The following is a 20730-nucleotide window of genomic DNA, read 5'->3' as shown; positions in this document are numbered from 1 at the left end:
ACGGCTGCGACGACGCGCCTGAGCCTGCTTCCCGCCAGGTGTGCGACGACTCCGGGTGCGTCCCCGGCCCAGAACCCGACGGCCCGGACGGCGGCTGCGGCGTACCCGCACCCGCGTCCGACCACGTGTACGACGACTCTGGCGATACACCGGTCCCGGAGTCCGACGGCCCGGACGGCGGCTGCGACGCGCTCACGCCTGCGTCCGACCACGTATACGACGGCTCCGGCGACACGCCTGCCCCGGATTCCGACGGCTGCGACGGCGTGCCCGAGCCTGCCTCCCGCCAGGTGTACGACGGATCCGAAGGCGTCTCCATCCCGGAGTCCGGCGGCTCTGCGTGTGTTCTTGGTCCAGCGGCCAGCGGGTCGGATGGGGGTTGCGGGGGTGTGTACGGCTGGGGTGGGGGTGGTGTTGCTCTTGACCAGTCGTCCTGGTCGGCCGGGGCGCTCGGGGGCTGCACCGGGATGTCCGGGCGGGTGTCCGACGGGCGTTGGGGAGGCTGGTCCGCCGACGCCTCGGGGGCGGGCGTCGTCCTCGGGTCCGGTGGTTGTACCGGCGTCCAGTCGGACTGGTCCCTGGGCGGCTCGAAGCGGCCCGCCACGCGCACGTCGCCCGGTTCCGGGACCGGGCGCTCCGGCGGCGCGGGGCGCGGCTCGTCGGGTTCCTCGTCGGGGCGGGGCCTGTCGCGGCGTCCGAATCTCACGGGTTCGATCCTGCGTCGGCGAGGGCGCCCACGGCAAGGCGCCGGCGATCTCCGCGCGTCACACCGCGTCCTGCGCGCCGAACAGCGCCGTGCACAACGACTCCAGCCGGTCGGGCCCGTCCTCGGCGGCCAGCACGGTCAGCACCGGCTCGCCGTCCACGGTGTCCTGGCGCAGCCGCACCGACACCTCGCGGCGCATCGGCTCGGCGACGCCCTGGGCCGCGGCGACGTCCTGGAGCCCCACCGAGACCAGCTCCGGCAGGTCGACGACCAGCGGTTGTTCCCCGGCGGGCAGCTCGTCCAGCCACAGGTCCAGCACGCGGCGCGCCAGGCCGTTCAGCAGGCGGCCCCACGGCTCGACCAGCGCGGGCGGGACATGCTCGGTCTGGAGTTCGGGAAGGCCGAATCTGGCCAGGCCCTTGGTCGTGAACCAGAAGCCGTGCGGCCCCGCCGTGTGCGGCAACAACATCCAGTCGGTGAGACGGATCTCACCGTCCGGACCGGGCAGCGACTCGGCCAGCCGCGCCGGGGCGAGCACCTGCGGGGTGAACACGTCCACGACGGGCGCGCCGGTCTCCGCGCCGACCGCGCCCGCCACCGCGCGGGCCGCCCACTCGTGCGCGGGCGGCCAGCCCGGACGGTAGGCGGCGCGCACCGCCAGCAGGTGCGTCGCCGACGCCACGGCCGCCAGGTCGGCGGCGGTCGCGCCGTACAGGCCCAGCAGGTCCGACGGCAGCGGCGGGAACGCGCCGGTCGCGCGCAGGTCCAGCGTCAACATCGGGCTGGCGAGCATGCCCAGCACCAGGTCGCGCAGCGGCGGCGCGACCCGCCGCGCGACCTGCTCCCGGGCCAGCTCCCGCGGGTCGGCGGGAGGCTCGGCCAACGCGACGGCGTAGATGCCGTGCAGCGTCTCGGGAACCGGCAGCGTCAGACTCTCACCCAACTGGACACCCCCGCCCGGCGCGGGTTCGGCGAACCCGCTCGACACTACCGATCAGATCGGAAGTCGACCTTGGAAAGAATCTGTCGGGGAAGCGACAATTTCCTACCAACCGGGGCAGGCGGGCCTTGGGCACCGGGCGGTCAGTCCGGCAGCGCGTGCTCGAACCAGACCACCTTGCCCCGCTCGGTGCGGTGGGTGCCCCAGCGCGCGGCCAGGTAGCTGACCAGCTGGAGACCGCGCCCGGACTCGTCGGTGCTGGTGGCCCGGCAGAGCACCGGCAGCTCGTCGCCGTCGTCGGACACCTCGCACAGCAGCGCCCCGCCCCGGATCATCCGCATCCCGATCTCGCCCGCGCCGTGCACCAGCGCGTTGGTGACCAGCTCGCTGACCAGCAGCTCGACGGTGTCGGTCAGCTCGTCCAGCCCCCAGGCGGCGAGCCGCTCGGCGGCCTGGGCGCGGGCGCGCGGCACCATGCTGGGCTCGGCGGGCAGCCGCCAGGTCGCCACGTCGGCGGCCGGGATGCCGTCGCAGCCGACCGCCACCAGCGCGATGTCGTCGGCGGGCACGGCCTGGCCGAGCGCCTCCAGCACCGCGTCGCAGGTGGCGGCGAGGTCGGTGGACGCGCCCGCGAGCTGGCCGCGCAACGCCTCCATGCCCTGCTCGACGTCGCGGTCGCGGCGCTCGACCAGCCCGTCGGTGCACCAGACGAGCCGGGACCCGTCGGGGATGTCCAGCTCGACGGTCTCGAACGGCTCGCCGCCCACCCCGATCGGCAGCCCCGCCGGGATCGGCAACACCCGGCTCTCGCCCGCCGGGTCCACCAGCACCGGCGGCAGGTGCCCGGCGTTGGCGAACTCGACGCGCCGCGCGACCGGGTCGTACACCGCGTAGGCGCAGGTGGCCACGCAGTCGTCGCCGAGCCGCCGGGCCAGGCCGTCGAGCTGCTGCAGGAGCTGGTCGGGGCGCAGGTCCTGGGCGGCCAGGGTGCGCACGGCGGTGCGGAGCTGGCCCATGACGGCCGCCGAGGTGAGGCCGTCGCCCATGACGTCGCCGACCACCACTCCCAGGCGGCAGCCCGGCAGCGGGATCGCGTCGAACCAGTCGCCGCCGACCTGCGCGGCCTGCCCGGCGGGCCGGTAGCGGAAGCACACCCGCGCGCCGGGCACCTCGGGCGGGCCCGCGGGCAGCAGGCTGCGCTGGAGTTGCTGGACGAGTTCGACCTCGCGGCGGTACAGGCGGCCGTTGTCCACGCAGAGCGCGGCGCGGCGGACCAGCTCGCCGATGGTGGCGAGGTCGTCCTCGTCGAAGCCGGGACGGCCCGGCCGCCGGGTCAGCGCGCACAACCCCAGCACCTCGCCGCGCGCGACCAGCGGCAGGATCAGCAGCGCGCGGCCGGTCAGCAGCGGCCGCAGGTCGCGGCCGGTGTACAGCAGGCTGATCTGCTCGGCGCGCTCGGCGCTGATCAGCGGGATGTGCAGGCCCCGGCCGCTGGTCAGCGCCGTGGTGCACGGGCTGTCGGGCGGCGGGGCGGCGATCTCGTCCTCGGGCAGGGTGTCGTCCCAGCGGCCGGGGCCGTCGTCGTGGACGACGGCGACGCGGCGCAGCCGGGCGGCGCCGTCCACGGCGGGCCGGTCGCCGGCGGCGGCGACGCGGTCCAGCAGGGAGACGTCGGCGAAGTCGGCCAGCGCCGGCACCAGCACCTCCGCCAGGACGCGGGCGGCCTTGAGGTGGTCGGCCGCACCGCCGATCCGTTCCCCGGCCTCGCCGAGGAAAGCCAGACGCTCGCGCACGGCCATCGCCTCCGATCTCTCCGGGCGGCGCGGGTGGGGCGGGATCGGGCCCAGGGCGCCGCCGGCGGCCCGGGGTCTGATGCGCAGGGCGCGCGGCATGCCGCCCCAGTACGGGACGATCGGCAGCCGCGCGACGACGCTGAGGTCGATCGCCGGGTACCCGGCGGCCAGCACGCTCGCGGTGACGCGGGCGGCCGTCGCGGACCCCATCGGGGGCAGCAGCCCGGCGAGCCGCCGCCCGAACCGGGCGGCGTCGCCGTCGCCGACCCGCGCCAGCGCGGGTTCGACGTGCAGGACGTGCAGCCCGGTGCTGGCGGGCAGCGGCCCGTCGCCGGGGTCGGCCACGAGCACGTCGCCCATGCCGAGGCCGGGCCCGTCCTCGCGGAGCCGCCGCAGGTCGGCGGCCACCGCCAGCAGGCGCACGTCCGCGCCGGCCTCGCCCGCCTCCCCGGGGCGGTCGACCGGGTAGACCCACCAGGCGACCTCGGCGGGCTCGCCGTCGTCGACGCGCGGCACCGCGTACGCGCCGCACCAGGCCCGCGCGGACGGGCCGGGCTCGAACGCGGCCCGGTGCTCCGGCGGCAGCCGCAGCAGCGCGGCCAGGGGACGCCCGGCGGCCTGGTCGCCGGTGACGCCGAACAGGTCGGCGGCGGCGCGGTTCCAGTGCCCGACGCGGCCGTGGCCGTCGACGGTGATCACGGCCATGCTCGTGACGCCGAGCAGGTGTTGTTCCAGGAGGCGGGGGGCGTGCTGCTGGGCCCGCCCGCCGTCCGGCTCGTCGGCTTCGGCCGCTTCGGCGGCCTCGTCCGGTGTCGTTACGGATGTTCCGGTGCCTGCGGCCGACGCCGTCGGCCGCCCTTGAGCGATAACCACGCGGACCCCTCCCTGGGCGGCGGTGAAGTTAATGCCCCCGACAACCCGCGGTAAAGAGGACGTTACCTCGCGTGAGGGCGCTGCGCTGGCGGTCTGACGAACTGGCCGCACTCGGGATTCCCGCCGCACGGAACGCCTTGCCGAGCGCACGTGCTGCCGCACGTGCACCCGCGGAAACCCCTGCGTTGAGCAGGCACGGCCGGTCGGCGCATAATCGGGTGAGCGCTCACTCAAGGGGTACGAAAAAATCATCTGTCCGGCGTGCCGACGTTCCGGCCGCACGGCGGCGGGAGCGGGGAGGGGACGCCCATGGCGGCGGTGGCGGAGCCGATGCGCGAGCGCATCCTGACGGCCGCGATCACGGTGATCGGGCGGCGCGGCGTCACCGCGGCGACCACCAAGGAGATCGCGCGCGCCGCCGGGGTCTCCGAGGGCAGCCTCTACAACCACTTCGCCAGCAAGACGGCGCTGTTCGCCGCCGCGCTGGCCGAGGTGACCGGGACCGCCCGGACGGCGATGGCCGAGCTGCTGGGCGCGGTCGGCCGCGACACCGTCGAGGCCAACCTGACCCGGCTGGCCGCCCGCATGGTGCGCTTCTACGGTGAGCTGCTGCCGATGACCGGGCCCGTCCTGGCCGACCCCGACCTGATCGCCTGGCTGCGCGCGGACGGCCCGGCCAAGAGCGGCGCGCCCGACCGTCCCACCGGCCCGAACGTGCCAGGTGGCCCGCCCGCCAGGACGCTCGGCGGCACAACCGACCGTCCCACCGGCCCGGACGCGCCGGGCGGCCCGCCCGCCGGGACGCCCGGCGGCGCGCTGGCGGGGCCGGTCCTGGGCCACGCCGCGCTGATCGGCTACCTGGAGGCCGAGCAGCGCGCAGGCCGGATCTCCGCCGACGCGCCCGCGCCGCTGCTCGCCGCCGCGCTGCTCGGCGCCTGCCAGCAGCACGCCTTCCTCGTCCGGCTCGCGGGCCCGGAGGCGGTGGCGTCCGGGGCGCGGCTGCCCGCCGATCCCGAGGAGTACGCGGCGGATCTGGTGCGTGCGCTGCTCGACGGCCGCGCGATGTGATCATCATCGAGACGTCCCGGCGCCGATTCCGGAGCACACGTCCCGCGAAGTGACCGGATGCGGCTATCGGACCCGATGCCGCATTGACACCCCTCCGTCCCCGGCAGACGATCACGCCGCCCCCGTTGTGATCCACGCCAGGGAGGCGCGATGACGCGCAGTCTTTTCCGGCGAAGAGCCACCACCGTCGTGGCCGCCGCAACCCTCCTCCTCGGGACGCTGTCGGCGGTCCCGGCGCAGGCGAAACCCCCGCTGCCCGCCCCCGGGGCCGCGGTGGACGTCTACACCGGCGACCTCGGCGCCGACCAGATCGCCCTGCTCAACGCCTCCGGCGTCGACCGCGAGGACGTCACCTTCGCCAAGTCGGCCGCCAAGGGCAAGGCCCGGGTGGAGGCCGTGCTGAACAGCACGCAGGCCGCCAACCTGATCAAGAAGGGCCTCGGCCTCCAGGTCAAGAAGCCCGGCGGCAAGGACCTGACGGCCCGCGCGAAGGCCGCGCAGAAGGTGTTCCGGCCCTACAGCGGCGCCGGGAACATCCGCGAGGAGATCCTCAAGGTCGCCGCCGACCACCCCGGCATCGCGACGGCGGTGGACATCGGCACCTCCGTCCAGGGCAAGCCGATCACCGCCATCCGGGTCAGCAAGGACGTGGCCGGGCTCAAGGACGGCCAGCGGCCCGCGGTCGTCTACCAGGCCGACCAGCACGCCCGCGAGTGGATCACCCCGGAGATGGTGCGGCGGCTGCTGCACCACTACGTCGAGGGCTACGGCAAGGACGCCGACCTGACCAAGATCGTGGACACCACGGACCTGTGGTTCGTCCCGGTGGTCAACGTGGACGGCTACGACCTGACCTTCCAGCCCGGCTTCCGGCTGTGGCGCAAGAACGCCCGCGACAACAACGGCGACGGCCGCATCACCACCGGCGACGGCGTCGACCTGAACCGCAACTTCCCCTACAAGTGGGGCTACGACAACGAGGGCTCCGACCCCTCGCCCATCGGCGAGACCTACCGGGGCAAGGGCCCGGCCTCCGAGCCCGAGACCCGCGCGCAGACCGGCCTCTACGCGCGGCTGAAGCCGAAGTTCCTGGTCAACTGGCACTCGGCCGCCGAACTGCTGCTGTACGGCGTGGGCTGGCAGGCGCTCACCCCCAGCCCCGACGACCTGATCCACAAGGCGATCGTCGGCGACGTGGACCGGCCCGCCGTGCCGAACTACACCCCGCAGCTCGCCGCCCAGCTCTACACCACCAACGGCGACACCGACGGCGAGGCCGACAACCGCCACGGCGCGCTGTCGATCACCCCGGAGATGGCCACCTGCGTCACCGCCGCCGGGTACGACCCCGACGACGCCTACACGCCGCAGAACTGCGGCAGCATCTTCGAGTTCCCCGACGACGAGGCGCTGATCTCGCAGGAGTTCCGCAACAACCTGCCGTTCGCGATCGCGGTCGGCAAGTCGGCGCACACCCCCGACAACCCCGTGTCGCCGGTGGGCAAGACCGTGCCCGACTACGACGTGGACAAGTTCGCCACCTCCTACGGCTCCACCCAGGAGGTCGCCTCCGTCGTCCGCCGGTCGCTGGCCAACAAGGACCTCAACTACCGCATCAACGGCGGCCCGGTCCGGCACGACGGCGCGCGCGAATGGCGCGGCGGCGAGCGCTTCGGCGACGAGAACGACCACTACTTCGCCGAGTATCGAGGCAAGGTCAGCGGCCAGAAGGCCGGGGACAGGGTCGAGGTGTGGTTCTCGGGCAACAAGGACGGCAAGCGCGTCGAGAGCGAGCACTTCACCTACACCGTCCGCGACCAGGCCGACGCCGACGTGCTGGTGATCGCCGACGAGGACTACAAGGGCGTCAACCCCACCTACCCGGCGGGCACCAACGCGCCCAAGTACGCCCAGCAGTACGCCGACCTGGTGAAGTCGGCCAAGCACAAGCCGCAGGTCTGGGACATCGACAAGGACGGCGTCCCGCACGACCTCGGCGTCCTCAAGCACTTCAAGGCCGTGGTCTGGTACCTGGGCGACAACCGGCTCACCCAGGACGCCGCCGACGACCCGGTGCAGACCTACGAGGGCCCGGCGCACGACGCCCAGGTGGCCGACCGCGCCAAGGACCTGCTGCTGTCGGTGCGCTCCTACCTCAACGAGGGCGGCAAGCTGCTGCACACCGGCGAGACCACCGGCTACACCGGGCCGATCAGCGGCAAGGCGGGCGGCGGCATCTACTACGGCCTGAAGGGGCACCCCGAACGGCCGTGTGTGGTCCGCTCCAACTACCGCGACGACTGCGAGCTGCTGTCGGACGACTTCGTCCAGTACTACCTGGGCGGCTACGACCGGCAGGTCGTGGGCAAGCCGACCGACTTCACCGGCGCCGGACGCCCGTTCGAGGGGGCCAAGGCGGGCCTCGCGGGCACCGCGTCCAACCCGCTGAACGAGGCGGGCGGCTTCCAGGTGACCTCCACCGTGCTGCCGCCCGACCAGTTCCCGCAGTTCAGGAGCTGGAAGGCGGGCGACTACCTCGGCGCGGCCGCGCCGTTCGAGCCGATCGAGGGCCAGTGGTACATCGCGGGCCCGCACCAGAACGGCCTGTACCGGCGGCTCACCCGCACCGTCGACCTGACCTCGGTCACCGCCGCGCAGGCCCCGGCGTTGCAGGCGCAACTCTCCTACGCGACCGAGGGCGGCTACGACCACGTGCTGCTGGAGGCCCGGACGGCGGGCGGCGACGACTGGACGACGCTGCCCGACAAGAACGGCCACACCAGCAACCGCGTCCCGACCGAGTGCGAGGGCGCCTACTTCATCAACCAGCACCCGCACCTGAAGCACTACCTCACCCAGGGCAACCCCTGCGGCAACACCGGGACCACCGGCCAGTGGAACTCCATGACCGGTGACTCCAACGGCTGGGTGCCGGTCGCCTTCGACCTGTCGGCCTACGCGGGCAAGAAGGTGGAGGTCTCCTTCGCCTACGTGAGCGACCCCGGCTCGGGCGAGCCCGGCCTGTTCATCGACGCGACCAAGGTCACCACGACCGGCGGCCAGCTCGACGCCGAGGGCTTCGAGTCCGGCCTCGGCCCGTGGACGATCGCGGGCGCGCCCGAGGGCAGCCCCGGCAACCCGACGGAGTTCGTGCGCACGCAGGCCCTGCTCGACTCGACCTCGGCCGTGGCGACGCGCGACAGCGTGCTGCTCGGCTTCGGCATCGAGCAGGCTCGCACGCCCGCCGAGCAGCGGGACCTGATGGCCAGGGCCCTGCGCCACCTGCTGGGCTGACGCCCGGCAACACCCCCTGAGCCCAACTCCCTGACCCCGACCCCTCTGACCTCCGATCCCGATCCCCGTCCCCGAAGGCCCCCGGCCGCCTCCACCGGTCCGGGGGCCTTCGGCTTGGGCGGTTTGCGGCAAAAGAGGGGTTTTATACCGGTCAACGGCAGCAAACGCGACAGAAGTTCATGTTTTGTGACCGACGTCACGCAACCCCGGGCCCCCTCCCGCGCGTCTTACCTAACGAGAACAACCCACCGACCACAGTGACGCGCCCGATCGCGCCGAGCCCGCGACGTCCCGGACCGACGGGGTCGCCCTGGCAGCAGCCGTCCCGCGCGCACGCCCGGCCCACCCTCCATGCGCGGCCGGGACCCCCGACTCCGGAAGACCCCATCTCCGTTCGCGCCGCCTTTCCGGCCGAACCCGTCGGGATCGGTGGAACGTACCTCTGCACGGGGGGCGGCACGTCCGCCCGACCCGCGCGCGCCCCCGGCGCGCGCGGGCGCACACCGGCTCCCGAGGGAGCCATGATCCACGGGGGGAACGACGATGTCGGCTGTCACCATGCCCGGCGAGACCCGCTCCGAGAAGAAGATCCGCATCTCCGAGACCGAGCGCTCCGAGCGGTACGAGCGCGACGTGCTGCCGCTCGCCGACCCGCTGTACGCCAGCGCCGTCCGGATGACCCGCAACAGCGCCGACGCCGAGGACCTGGTGCAGGAGACGCTGATCAAGGCGTACTCCAACTTCCACCAGTTCCAGGAGGGCACCAACCTCAAGGCGTGGCTGCACCGCATCCTCACCAACAACTTCATCAACACCTACCGCAAGAAGCAGCGCGAGCCGCAGCGGGCGGGCTCGGAGGAGCTGGAGGAGTGGCAGATCGCCCAGGCCGAGGCGCACTCGGCCGGGTTCCGGTCGGCCGAGTCCGAGGCGCTGGACCGCATCCCCGACCAGCGGATCGCCGGGGCGCTGCGGGCCCTGCCCAAGGACTTCCGCGACGCGGTCTACCTGGCCGACGTGGAGGGCTACCCCTACAAGGAGATCGCCGCGATGATGGGCACCCCCATCGGCACGGTGATGTCGCGCCTGCACCGGGGCCGCAAGCAGCTCCGGGAGGCGCTGGCCGCGCACGTCCTGGCGGCCTGAGGGCGCTCCTCCACCACTTTCGGTGCCGGACTGGCTACATTGGGCGACGATCTGGCCGTGATCTCCGGGAGTCCCCATGCCGCACCTGGTCGCCACCGCCCTCACCGGCGCCGCGCTCGCCCTGTCCCCCGTCCTCGCGCCCGTCGCGCCCGCGGCGGCCGACCCCGTCCCGGCCACCGAACTGCGGCTGACCCTCACCTACCCCGGCGCCACCACCTCCGGGACGCGGACGGTGACGCTGACCTGCGGCCCCGCGGGCGGCAAGCACCCGAAGGCCGCCGAGGCGTGCGCGGAGCTGGCCCGGTCCGGCGGGCGGTTCGAGCACGCCCACGGCGACGGGTTCTGCACGCTGGAGTACGCGCCGGTGATCGCCGAGGCGGAGGGCCGCTGGGCGGGCCGCCCGGTGCGGTTCCGGCGCGAGTACTCCAACGGCTGCGTCATGCGCGCCTACACGGGCACCATCTTCGCGTTTTGACCCTCTCTTGGGCATAGGGTCACGCGCCCGGGGTAGAGCGCCGCTGATGCGGCGGGTGACGGACGGGCGCGGAACGGGAAGGGTGTGCGGGACATGGCACGGAGAGTCAGCGACGTCATGACCGCCGATCCCCGGGCCCTCCCGCTCGACGCGACGTTGTTCGAGGCCGCGCGGGTGATGCGCGACGCGGGCATCGGCGACGTGCTGGTGACCTTCGCCGGGCGGCTCTGCGGCATGGTGACCGACCGCGACATCGTGGTGCGCGCGGTCGCCGAGAGCCGCAACACCGCGCTCACGCCGCTCGGCGACGTCTGCACCGCCGACCTGATCACCGTGGGACCCGACGACGACACCGACACCGCCGTCCGGCTGATGCGCGAGCGCGCGGTGCGGCGGCTGCCGGTGGTCGACGAGGCGCACCGGCCCGTGGGCATCGTCACGGTCGGGGACCTGGCGCTGGCCGGGGTCGGGATGGACGGCGACGGCCCCCTGCCCGACATCAGCAAGGCCCCGCCGAACCTGTAATCCGCCGCGCCGCCGACGCCGCCCACCGTGCGCCCGCCGCACGCGCCCGGCGCACCTTCCCTCCCGGACACCCTCCCCGCCGCCACCGCTCTGTACCGACGGGTACGGGAACGCTCCGGGCGAGGTACCGTCAAGTCGTGCCGACAACCGACGCCGTCCTGACCGATCAGCTCGCCCTGGAGATCGCCCGCCTGGGCGTGGTGGGCGTGTCGTCCGACGTGGGCACGCTGCACCGGGTCACCGAGCTGGCCGCCCGCGCCGTGCCCGGCTGCGCCGGGGCCTCCAGCGTGCGCTGGGCGCTGGCCGACGACCAGCGGCCCGACCCCCTGGCCTCGGCCGCCAGCCACCCCGACCTCGCCGAGGTCGTCGACCGCCAGCTCGCCCGCGGCTCCGGCCCCGTCTTCGACGTGGTGCTGCACCGCCGCGCGGTCAGCAGCGACGACATCCTGGCCGAGACCCGCTGGCCCGAGACCATGCCCGACATGTTGCGGCGCGGCGTGCGCTGCTTCGCCACCTCTCCCCATCTGAACGGCCAGGTCATGGTGACGCTGACGCTGTACGGGGTGGCGCCCCGGTCGCTGGCCCCCGACCAGCAGGCCCTGGCGGCGCTGCTGGTGGCGCAGGGCAGCGCCGCGGTGTCCAACTCGCTCCAGTACGACCGGGTGCAGCGCACCGCCACCCAGCTCCAGGAGGCGGTGGAGGCGCGCGCGGTCGTCGACCAGGCCAAGGGCATCCTGATGCACGCGCTGGGCTGCGACGCCGAGCAGGCGTTCGCCGAGATGCGCCGCGTCTCCCAGACCCGGCACGTGAAGCTGACCGCGCTGGCCCAGCGGATCGTCGGCGACCAGGGGCTGCTCTGAGGACCAACGGGCGGGATGACCAGCGCCTCTTTGGTACTGAACTAGGCCGTATGCGCGCAACGGGAATAGGCTGCGCACGGCGGTCCACCGGAGACCGGCGGCGTGCGGTCCACCCCTGGGGAGAGGTTTGATGCCCGAGCAGCTCGAACCCGAGACCATCATGCGCGAGATCACCGATCTCGAAGGGCGCATCGGGGAGCTCCGCCAGGCCGCCGACCTGCCGCAACCCGACCTGCGCGCCACGCTGGACGCCGCGCTGCTGGAGCTGGAGCTGGCCCTGACGGCGCTGCGCGCGATGGGCGCCGAGCAGGGCGGCGCGGCCGGGGCGGGAGCCGCCGCCGAGACCGAGCGCCGGGTGCTGCGCACGGTGTTCCAGGACGCGCCGGTGCCGCTGTTCCTGCTGGACCGCGACAACAGCGTCCGCCGCGCCAACCGGCAGGCCGCGGGCCTGCTGGGCACCTCCTCGGGCTACGTGTCGGGCAAGCAGTTCACCGCCTTCTGCGACCTGGCGACCCGCGCCGCGCTGCGCTCCCAGCTCGCCGCCGTCGTGCGGACCGGGCGGCGGCTGCGCGTGCCGGTGCGGTTCCTGGGCCGCGAGCACCCGGTCGACGCGGTGGTGACGCTGGCGCGGGTGTGGATCCGCGGCGAGCCCGACCCGATGGTGATCGCGGCCGCCGGGCCCACCACCACGCCCACCGACGACCCGGCCGCCCCGGCCCCCGCCGTCAAGGCCGAGCCGGCCGACGACGAGGCCGTGGCGACCATCGTGCACCGGATGGACGTGCTGGCCACCGCCAGCGAGCTGCTGCTGGACGAGCCGGTCTTCAACGAGACCGTCGCGGTGCGCCGCTGCGCCCGGCTGCTGGCCGCCGAGCTGGCCGACTGGGCGTTCATCGACCTGACCGGCGTGGAGTCGGGCCCGGCGGTCGGCGGCCCGTCCCAGCAGGCCGAGCGCCGCCTGAACAGCGCCGACCCGCCGCGCCGCCAGGTCGTGATGGGCCCGGCCGACGACGAGCGCGCGCACGAGGCCGCGCGCATGCTGGAGGAGCTGGACCCGGCCCCCGACACCCTGCCGCACACGGTGTGGCGCACCCGGCAGAGCGCGCTGCGCCCGCACCTGGAGGACCTGAACCAGCTCGGCACCGGCCCGGACGGGCAGCCGGTCTGCGCCAAGATCGGCGCGACCTCGGTGCTCTGCGTGCCGGTGGAGGACGGCGACCGCTGCATCGGCACGATCACGCTGGCCAGCCGGGGCGAGCACGGCCCGTTCGACCTGACCGACCTCGGCGTGGTGCAGCGGCTCGGCCGCTACCTGGCGCTGGTGATCCGCGCGGCGCGGCTGTACCGGCGGCGCGCGGAGGTCGCCGACTCGCTCCAGGCGAGCCTGCTGCCCAAGACGCTGCCCGCGATCCCCGGCGTGGAGCTGGACGCCCGCTACATGGCGGCCTCGCACGGCGGCGAGGTCGGCGGCGACTTCTACGACGTGTTCCGCACCCCCGGCGGCTGGGGCCTGGTGCTGGGCGACGTGTGCGGCAAGGGCGAGGACGCGGCGGCGGTCACCGCGACCGCCCGGCACGGCGTGCGGCTGGTGTCGCGGTGGAAGAGCGACCCGACCGAGGTGCTGGCCATGGTCAACGAGACGCTGCTGGAGGAGGACCGCTTCGTCACCGCCGTGCTGGCGGCGCTCACCCCCACCGAGTCCGGCGTCACCGCCGCGCTCGGCCTGGCCGGGCACCCGCCCGCGGTCGTGGTCCGCGGCGACGGGGTGATCCGCTCGGCCTCGCGCGGCGGCGTGCCGCTCGGGCTGTTCGAGGACTTCGAGGCCGGGCTCGACACCATCGAGCTGGTGCCCGGCGACACGCTGTTCCTGCACTCGGACGGGGTGCTGGAGGCGTGCGACCTGATGCGGCAGGAGTTCGGCCAGGAACGGCTGCTGGACACGCTGGCCGCGCACGCCGCCGGTTCGGTGCAGTCGATGCTGGACGCGGTGCAGCGCACGCTGCTGGAGTACTGCGACGGCGACCTGCGCGACGACGTGTCGATGCTGGCGCTGCGGGTGTTGCCGCCGACGCTCGGCTGACGGCCCGCCGCCCGACACCCCACCCGTCGCCGGAATAACCCTGTTTCGCCTGGGTATCGAGCGGGCATGGCCACCGCCCCGAACCCCCGAAACGAGACCGAGCACGAGCGTCTCGACCGCCAGCTGATGGAGTTGTTGCAGGGCTTCCGCGTAGCGGTCACCGGCGTGCAGGTGCTGTTCGCGTTCCTGCTGACGGTGCCGTTCGCGACCCGCTTCGGCATCGTGGACGGCCCCGGCGAGGTGTTGTTCTACGTCGCGCTGTTCGGCGCGGCGCTGGCGTCGATCTGCTTCATCGCGCCGGTGATCCAGCACCGGGTGTTGTTCCAGGCCGGGCAGAAGCCGCTGCTGATCCGGCGCGCCAACCGGTTCGGGATCGCGGCGGCCATCGCGCTGGCGGTGTCGATCACCGCCTCCACCACGCTGATGATCGAGACGCTGCTGGGCGGCTGGCAGGCGGTCGTCACGGCCGCGGCGGTCGGGCTGCTGGCGTCGTGGACCTGGTTCGTGCAGCCGCTGCTCACCCGGCGCGCCGCCGCCGAGGACGAGCCGCACAGCAACGGCGACGCCGACCGGCAGGACGCGCGCGACACCGCCGAGGAGGCCGAGCGCCAGGACGAGGCCGCCGACGAGCTGGAGGCCGCCGAGCACGTCCTCAAGCCGGGCGGCGCGGGCGGCTCCGGCAGCACGACCGCCCGCTGACCCCTCCCCCGGAAAGCCGGAAGCCCGCGAGACCTTAAGGTCTCGCGGGCTTCACGATGTCCGGATCAGTACGCCTTGCCGAAGATCACGCGCTTGCCGTAGGCGGACGGCTGCCCGCACTTCACGCACGCGCCGGTCTCCTCCGGGGCCTCGGCCGGGATGACCCGGGGCGTGGCGGCGGTGTCGGCCTTGATCTCGTCCTCGCACTCGGCGCGCCCGCAGTGGAAGGCGCGCGCCCAGCCGGTCTGCACCTGCTCGGCGAAGGCGTCCCAGGAGTCGACCGTGGCGGTGCGCTCCTCGCGGAACGCCTCGGCGCGGGCCAGCAGGAACGACTGGAACTCCGCCAGGATGCCAGGTAGCAGCTCGGGCACCTTCTCCAGCGGGATCTGCTCCTTGCCCTGCCCCTCCACGACCGGCAGCCGCCGCGCGAGCGTGGCGACGCCGTTCTCGATGTCGCGCATGCCCAGCTCGATGCGGACCGGGACGCCGCGCATCTCCCACTCGTTGAACTTGTAGCCCGGCGACAGGTTGCCGCGCTTGTCGTCCACGTGCACGCGGATGCCCATGGCCTTGATCGCCGCGCCCAGCCGCCGGGCCTCGGCGGCGGCCTGCTCGCCCTGCTCCTTGCGGCCGATCGGCACGATCACGACCTGGTAGGGGGCCAGCCGGGGCGGCAGCACCAGGCCCTTGTCGTCGCCGTGCGTCATGATCACGCCGCCGATCATGCGGGTGCTCATGCCCCAGGAGGTGGTGTGGGCCAGCTGGAGCTTGCCCGCCTCGTCCTGGTACTGGATCTCGAACGCCTTGGCGAAGTTGGTGCCGAGGTAGTGCGAGGTGCCGGCCTGGAGGGCGCGGCCGTCGCGCATCATGCCCTCGATCGTGTAGGTGCGGACCGCGCCGGCGAACCGCTCGCCGGGGGTCTTCTCGCCCGGCACGACCGGGATGGCGGCGAGGTCGCGGGCGACGGCCGCGTAGGCGTCCAGCGCCCACATGGTCTCGCGCATCGCGTCGTCCTCGTCGCTGTGCGCGGTGTGCCCCTCCTGCCAGTAGAACTCGGTGGTGCGCAGGAACATGCGGGGCCGCATCTCCCAGCGGACCACGTTGGCCCACTGGTTGAGCAGCAGCGGCAGGTCGCGGTGGGAGTCGATCCACTTGGCCATGTACTCGCCGATGACCGTCTCGGAGGTCGGCCGCACCACCAGCGGCTCCTCCAGCTCCTTGCCCCCGGCGACGGTGACCACGGCGAGCTCGGGCGAGAAGCCCTCGACGTGCTCGGCCTCGCGCTTGAGGTAGGACTCGGGGATGAACATCGGGAAGGCCGCGTTCTCGTGCCCGGCGTCCTTGATCCGGCGGTCCAGGTCGGCCTGGAGCAGCTCCCAGATCCGGTACCCGTACGGTCGGATGACCATCGTCCCCCGCACCGGGCCACGGTCGACGAGCTGGGCCTGCACGACCAGCTCGTTGTACCAGGCGGAGAAATCTTCGCTCTGCGGCGTCACACCTTCACGACTCACGCCCCCGAGGGTACTAACGAACGCCGCCCGCCAATAACGCAATGGGCCGATGCCCCGCCCACTATCATCCGCGAATGCGCTGGTCCCAGATCTTCGTGCCCACGCTCCGCGACGACCCGGCCGAGGCGGAGGCCCCGAGCCACCGGCTGCTGCTGCGCGCCGGATATGTGCGCCAGCTCACCTCCGGCCACTACTCGTTGCTGCCGCTGGCGGTACGCGTGCGCGCCAAGATCGTCCAGATCGTGCGCGAGGAGATGGACGGCATCGGCGGCCAGGAGATGTCGCTCCCGGCGCTGCACCCGGCCGAGATCTGGCAGCGCACCGGGCGCTGGGACACGATGGGCGCGGAGATGTTCCGGCTGCGCGACCGGCGCGGCGCGGACCTGGCGCTGGGCATGACGCACGAGGAGATCTTCGCGACGGTGGCGCGCGAGCTGGGCTCCTACAAGCGGCTGCCGCAGCAGTGGTACCAGTTCCAGACCAAGTTCCGAGACGAGCCGCGCCCCAAGGGCGGGCTGCTGCGCACCCGCGAGTTCACGATGAAGGACGCCTACAGCTTCGACCTCGACCGGGAGGGCCTGGACGCCTCGTTCGAGCGCTACCGGGCCGCCTACCTGCGGATCTTCGCGCGGCTGGGGCTGCCCGCGCTGCCGGTGGAGGCGTCCAGCGGGTCGATGGGCGGGGCCGACTCCACCGAGTTCATGTGCCCGGCCGAGACCGGCGAGGACGTGATCCTGCACTCCCCCGAGTGCGGCTACGCGGCCAACGTCGAGAAGGCCGTCGCCCGGCTCCCCGAGATCACCGACGGCCCCGGCCTCCCCGCGCCCGAGCGGTTCGACACGCCCGGCGCGCGCACGATCGACGACCTGGTCACCGGATACGACGCGGCGGCCGACCGGCAGATCAAGACGCTGGTCCACGTGCTGGACGGCCGCCTCACGCTGGTGCTGCTGCGCGGCGACCACGCGCTGAACGAGCAGAAGCTGGCCGACGCGACGGGCGCGGCGGCGATCCGGCCCGCCGAGGCCGAGGAGATCCGCGCGGCGCTGGGCGCGCTGCCGGGCAGCCTGGGCGCGGTCGGCGTCACCGAGCTGCCGATCCTGGCCGACGAGGCGCTGCGGGGCCGTCGCGACATGTTCACCGGGGCCAACACCGACGACGTGCACCTGCGCGGCGTGGATGTCGGGCGCGACATCGCCGTGGACACCTGGGCCGACCTGCGCGAGGTCGCGGCGGGCGAGCCGTGCGTGCGCTGCGGCGCGCCGCTGGAGGCGCTGCGGGCGATCGAGATCGGGCACATCTTCAAGCTGGGCGACAGGTACGCGCGGGCGCTCGGCGTCGAGGTGCTGGCCCCCGGCGGCGTCCGCGTCCCGGTGATCATGGGGAGCTACGGGATCGGGATCGAGCGGGCGCTCGCGGCGATCGTGGAGACCCACCACGACGAGCGCGGGATCGTGTGGCCGCTCGCCGTCGCGCCGTTCCGGGTCGCGGTGGTGGCGGCCCAGAGCGACGACGCCGAGGTCGCGGAGGCGGCCGAGTCGATCTACACGGCGCTGGCCGCCGCCGGGGTCGACACGATCATCGACGACCGGGCGGAGCGGGCCGGGGTGAAGTTCCGCGACGCCGAACTGACCGGCATCCCGTTCCGCGTCACGGTCGGCCGCCGGGGCTTGGCCGAGGGCGTCGTGGAGATCACCGAGCGCGCGTCCGGCGAGACGGCAAAGGTGGCGCTGTCCGAGGCGGTCCCGCACCTGCTTACCCTGGTCACCGCCTGACCGGCGGAAAACCGCTTGCCCGCCGGGGCCTGGCCTGCCGACACTCGAAGGTCGGAACGTTCGAGGGGGAACACCGTGGGGCACGTCGAGGTCGGCCACGTCAGCCATGTGCTGCCGGACGGGCGCATACTGCTGAACGACGTGTCGTTCCGCGTCGGCGAGGGCGTGACGGCCGCGCTGGTCGGCCCGAACGGCGCGGGCAAGACGGTTACGGGATTGTGACACTCCTTCGGGGCAGCGTTAGCCCTGGTCAAGGCGGTGACGGTTGGGGCGGACGGATGCGGGCTTGGTCGGGGCGGTGGGCTGCTAGCCTCGCCCGGCTCCGGGCTGCGCCTCGCTGCCCGCTCTAGGCCCGGTGCAGCCCGCCGGAGGGGTCCCCGACCAAGAACGCATCCGGCCGTCCGCGCGCACGCTGTACCACTGGGGGTGGTACTTGACGTTCTAGCCGTTGTCCCGCCTACCTGGTTTGGCGGGGCGGCGGCTTCGTGCGCTGGCCGGGTCGCACAGCTCTTATGGGCACAGCTAGACGCCGGAGGCGGCATCCGTATAAGGGGCGGGGGTCGGGGTTGGTTGGGAATCCCTAAAGCGGAACGATGCGCGCCGACTGGGGCGTTGAGCGGGGGGTTGATGGCGCATGGCGGAACGGGCCGGGCGACGCCCCCGGAGGGACGCCGCCCGGTGCTGGGCTACTGGCTGAGCTGCTGCCAGTAGGTGAGAAGCTGCTGACGCTCGGTGGGGTCGGTCACGCGCGCTACGAGTTCGGTGGCGAGGGTGATCAGGTCCGCGTCGCTCATGTCGGGGTCGGCGAGGTCGCGCTGGTCACGGGGGCGCATCGCGTCGTAGAGGCACAGTGCGGCGGTGCGGGCTTCGGGGCTGGCGTTCCAGAACATTGCGGCTCCTCCGGGCTCGTCGGTGTGCCCGCAGGGCTGCCGGGCGGCGGCGCGCCGGTCACGGTGGAGCGCCCCGCTGGACGTACGACCGTGACCGGCGCGCCGCCGTCTGGTAGGGCTTGTTCCGCACCGACGCGCACGGAGGGGCCGTCATGTGAAGGTCAGCACCGACGTCCGTACCGCCGTGCCTTTGAGATGCGATGCGGCCCCGTGACCAGCGCGACCGGGAGGGGCGGCGCGGACCTGATCACCCTTACCGGTGGCCGGAGGTGGCTATGGCGCGTGGTGGTGCTGGTGCGGGGGTATCACCGGGGTCCGGTGCGGCGGAAGGGTACGCATATGGCGATGCGTGTTCAGTTCACCTCTCCCCAGACGTGGGGCGGGATCACCGATACGACGTTGACCGTGGACGCGGCCCGCTTGGTGCTGCTGGACGGCAACGATCAGGTGGTGCTGGACGTCCCGGCGGACGTGGTGCGGCAGATCGATCGGGGGGCGACGGCGCGGACGAACCGTTTGCGGGACGCGCATCGCAATCACGGGCGGGCATGGCGCGATGACGAGCGGGCAGAGCTGCGGCGGCTGTGGGCTGAGCCGGTGCCGCGTGAGGATCTGATCTCTACCTTCGGCCGGTCCTGGAACTCGATCGCCTCAGAAGCGCGGCGCTTGCGCCTGGGTGAGCGGCCGACGCCGGAGAGCTGAGCGCATCGGGCAACGCGCGCGCGGCGGGCGAGCGCGGGCGGCGTCGAGCGGGTGAGGGCGGCAAGCGGCGGAGGACGCCCCGACGCCGTTGGGAGGCGCGGCGAACGCGGCCGACCGCGACGGGCGCGCGGGCGTGCCCGCGCGGCCCGGAGGCGGGTCGGTGCGCAGTGCAGCCGCGCCGATCCGGCGGGGACGGAGGGGGCGGACCGCTGGCGCGCGATGGCCGATCCCGCGAACGGCGGCCGACTGCGGGAGCGGCGGCGCGCGCGGCGGCAGTGGTGAGCGGCGGCGTCCCGGCGGAGGTGCCCGAAGGGTGACGCGGGGGTCTGCCTAGGGTCCTGGCACTGGGGTCAGGACCGGACGACCCCGCGCGGCGGAGCGTCCGGACGGCGGACGGGGAGGGCGCTTGCGCCCGACCCGGCCAAGCCGGATCGGGCGCAACGTCGCGCGCTTGACCTGGTAGGGAAACTTCTCACACATCAGGTGAGATGATGGCTGCCCGCCTTGATTCTGTGGATCAAAGCGTCCCACGCCTGAGGATCAAGGCTTAGGGAAGGCCCGGACGGGTGCTTGCTGTCTCGGATGGCGATGCCGGGGCGCACGTTGGCAACTTCCACGCACTCACCTCCGGCTCCGTTGCTGCGGCTGCTCTTGCGCCATACGGCGGTCGTCAGCTCTGGCGCGGACATGCCGTGGTCTCCTCTGATAGGTCAGCCCAAGCTGTCAGCGGTGCGCCCGATGAAGTCGATGGACGCCTCAGGGGGCAGCGCGGACGCGCGTAGGTGGTCGATTACCAGCGTATACCTCTCGATATCGGCTGGATCTTCCAAGTACTGGCTGCTTGTCAGGTCTTCGATGTAGATGATGCCTGCGTCGTTCGGTTCGGGGAACTGCAAACGGATGAACGACGTCCCCATGGACGCATGTGCTCCATGTCCGAACGGCAAAATCTGCAAGGTGACGCTTGGAAGGGTCGCAACTTCCTGGAGATGGCGCAACTGAGCACCCATGACGGCGGATCCGCCGACCATGCGGCGCAAAACGGCCTCATCCAGGATGGCCCAGACTTCCAGCGGGGCGGACCCTGTCAGCAAGGCTCGCCGCGTGGCGCGTGCCCCAAGCTGACGCTCGACCTCTTCGGTTTCGACGTTGGGGCGATGCGCACGGATAACGGCAGTGGCGTACTCGTCGGTCTGCATCAGGCCGGGAACTAGCTGGTTGTGGTAGATCGTGAGGGATTTTGCTCCATCCTCAAGCCCTACGTAACTCTGGAACCACTGGGGAAGCGCATCGCCGTACGTCTTCCACCAGCCTTTGTGGCTCGCCTGGCGGCTGAGAGTTTGCAGCGCGCGGCGCATCTCGTCGTCCACCTCGTAGGTATCTAAGAGTCGAT

17 protein-coding genes are annotated in these 20730 nt (G+C 73.1%); 11 read left to right on the top strand and 6 right to left on the bottom strand.

The features are described 5' to 3' along the window. Positions 1-764 precede the first annotated feature (764 nt). Both AH6_RS27775 and AH6_RS27770 read right to left on the bottom strand, forming a co-directional pair. Positions 765-1649: a hypothetical protein gene (locus AH6_RS27775; protein ID WP_245679498.1), complete on the bottom strand. Its 885-nt coding sequence runs from the start codon at positions 1647-1649 to the stop codon at positions 765-767. A gap of 140 nt (positions 1650-1789) precedes the next feature. After that, positions 1790-4312, bottom strand: a complete 2523-nt coding sequence (locus AH6_RS27770) for an ATP-binding SpoIIE family protein phosphatase (RefSeq protein ID WP_169807925.1) — start codon at positions 4310-4312, stop codon at positions 1790-1792. A 309-nt stretch (positions 4313-4621) separates the two neighbouring features. On the opposite strand from AH6_RS27770, the gene AH6_RS46760 reads away from it, so the two are divergent. The 8 genes from AH6_RS46760 to AH6_RS27730 all read left to right on the top strand — a co-directional run bounded on the left by AH6_RS46760 (position 4622) and on the right by AH6_RS27730 (position 14456). After that, positions 4622-5380, top strand: a complete 759-nt coding sequence (locus tag AH6_RS46760; protein ID WP_067485674.1) for a TetR/AcrR family transcriptional regulator — start codon at positions 4622-4624, stop codon at positions 5378-5380. Positions 5381-5530: 150 nt separating this feature from the next. Next, entirely contained in the window at positions 5531-8674 is a 3144-nt protein-coding gene (locus AH6_RS27760) for a M14 family metallopeptidase (RefSeq protein ID WP_067485671.1), read from the top strand. A gap of 558 nt (positions 8675-9232) precedes the next feature. Beyond that, entirely contained in the window at positions 9233-9817 is a 585-nt protein-coding gene (locus tag AH6_RS27755; RefSeq protein WP_067485781.1) for a sigma-70 family RNA polymerase sigma factor, read from the top strand. A gap of 76 nt (positions 9818-9893) precedes the next feature. Further along, positions 9894-10292 carry an SSI family serine proteinase inhibitor gene (locus AH6_RS27750; RefSeq protein ID WP_067485669.1) on the top strand — a complete coding sequence of 133 codons (399 nt, stop codon included), beginning with the start codon at positions 9894-9896 and terminating at the stop codon, positions 10290-10292. Between the two features lie 93 nt (positions 10293-10385). Next, complete coding sequence (locus AH6_RS27745) at positions 10386-10817, top strand: CBS domain-containing protein (RefSeq protein WP_067485667.1); 432 nt, start codon at positions 10386-10388, stop codon at positions 10815-10817. Between the two features lie 137 nt (positions 10818-10954). Next, a complete protein-coding gene (locus AH6_RS27740) occupies positions 10955-11677 on the top strand; it encodes a GAF and ANTAR domain-containing protein (RefSeq protein ID WP_067485665.1) in 723 nt (240 codons plus the stop codon). A 130-nt stretch (positions 11678-11807) separates the two neighbouring features. Continuing rightward, positions 11808-13757 (top strand): SpoIIE family protein phosphatase, encoded by a 1950-nt coding sequence (locus AH6_RS27735; protein WP_067485663.1) that lies wholly within the window; start codon positions 11808-11810, stop codon positions 13755-13757. A 66-nt stretch (positions 13758-13823) separates the two neighbouring features. After that, positions 13824-14456 (top strand): DUF6328 family protein, encoded by a 633-nt coding sequence (locus AH6_RS27730; protein ID WP_067485661.1) that lies wholly within the window; start codon positions 13824-13826, stop codon positions 14454-14456. A 65-nt stretch (positions 14457-14521) separates the two neighbouring features. On the opposite strand, the gene proS is transcribed toward AH6_RS27730, so the two are convergent. Then, on the bottom strand, positions 14522-15970 hold the full coding sequence (gene proS, locus AH6_RS27725) for a proline--tRNA ligase (RefSeq protein WP_174555128.1): 1449 nt from the start codon (positions 15968-15970) through the stop codon (positions 14522-14524). Positions 15971-16044: 74 nt separating this feature from the next. Here proS and AH6_RS27720 point away from each other — a divergent pair, with 74 nt between their 5' ends. Both AH6_RS27720 and AH6_RS44170 read left to right on the top strand, forming a co-directional pair. Next, positions 16045-17745 carry a proline--tRNA ligase gene (locus AH6_RS27720; RefSeq protein WP_067485657.1) on the top strand — a complete coding sequence of 567 codons (1701 nt, stop codon included), beginning with the start codon at positions 16045-16047 and terminating at the stop codon, positions 17743-17745. Positions 17746-17820: 75 nt separating this feature from the next. Beyond that, a complete protein-coding gene (locus AH6_RS44170) occupies positions 17821-17967 on the top strand; it encodes an ATP-binding cassette domain-containing protein (RefSeq protein WP_169807924.1) in 147 nt (48 codons plus the stop codon). Positions 17968-18431: 464 nt separating this feature from the next. Here the strand turns inward: AH6_RS44170 and AH6_RS27715 are convergent, their stop codons facing one another. Beyond that, a complete protein-coding gene (locus AH6_RS27715) occupies positions 18432-18635 on the bottom strand; it encodes a hypothetical protein (protein ID WP_067485656.1) in 204 nt (67 codons plus the stop codon). A gap of 282 nt (positions 18636-18917) precedes the next feature. On the opposite strand from AH6_RS27715, the gene AH6_RS27710 reads away from it, so the two are divergent. Then, positions 18918-19337, top strand: coding sequence for a hypothetical protein (locus tag AH6_RS27710; protein WP_157431763.1), 420 nt, complete (start codon positions 18918-18920; stop codon positions 19335-19337). A 479-nt stretch (positions 19338-19816) separates the two neighbouring features. On the opposite strand, the gene AH6_RS42825 is transcribed toward AH6_RS27710, so the two are convergent. Both AH6_RS42825 and AH6_RS27705 read right to left on the bottom strand, forming a co-directional pair. After that, the gene (locus tag AH6_RS42825) at positions 19817-20026 is read right to left on the bottom strand and encodes a DUF397 domain-containing protein (RefSeq protein WP_083983515.1); all 210 of its coding nucleotides are present in this window, start codon (positions 20024-20026) and stop codon (positions 19817-19819) included. Between the two features lie 21 nt (positions 20027-20047). Continuing rightward, positions 20048-20730: DUF5753 domain-containing protein (locus AH6_RS27705; RefSeq protein ID WP_067485652.1), on the bottom strand; the 683-nt coding region annotated here is incomplete at its 5' end.

It is taken from the genome of Actinomadura hibisca NBRC 15177, assembly GCF_001552635.1.
Taxonomy (GTDB): Bacteria; Actinomycetota; Actinomycetes; order Streptosporangiales; family Streptosporangiaceae; genus Spirillospora; species Spirillospora hibisca.
Note: the sequence above shows the minus strand (reverse complement) of the source record. Positions and strands in the feature narration are given on the sequence as shown.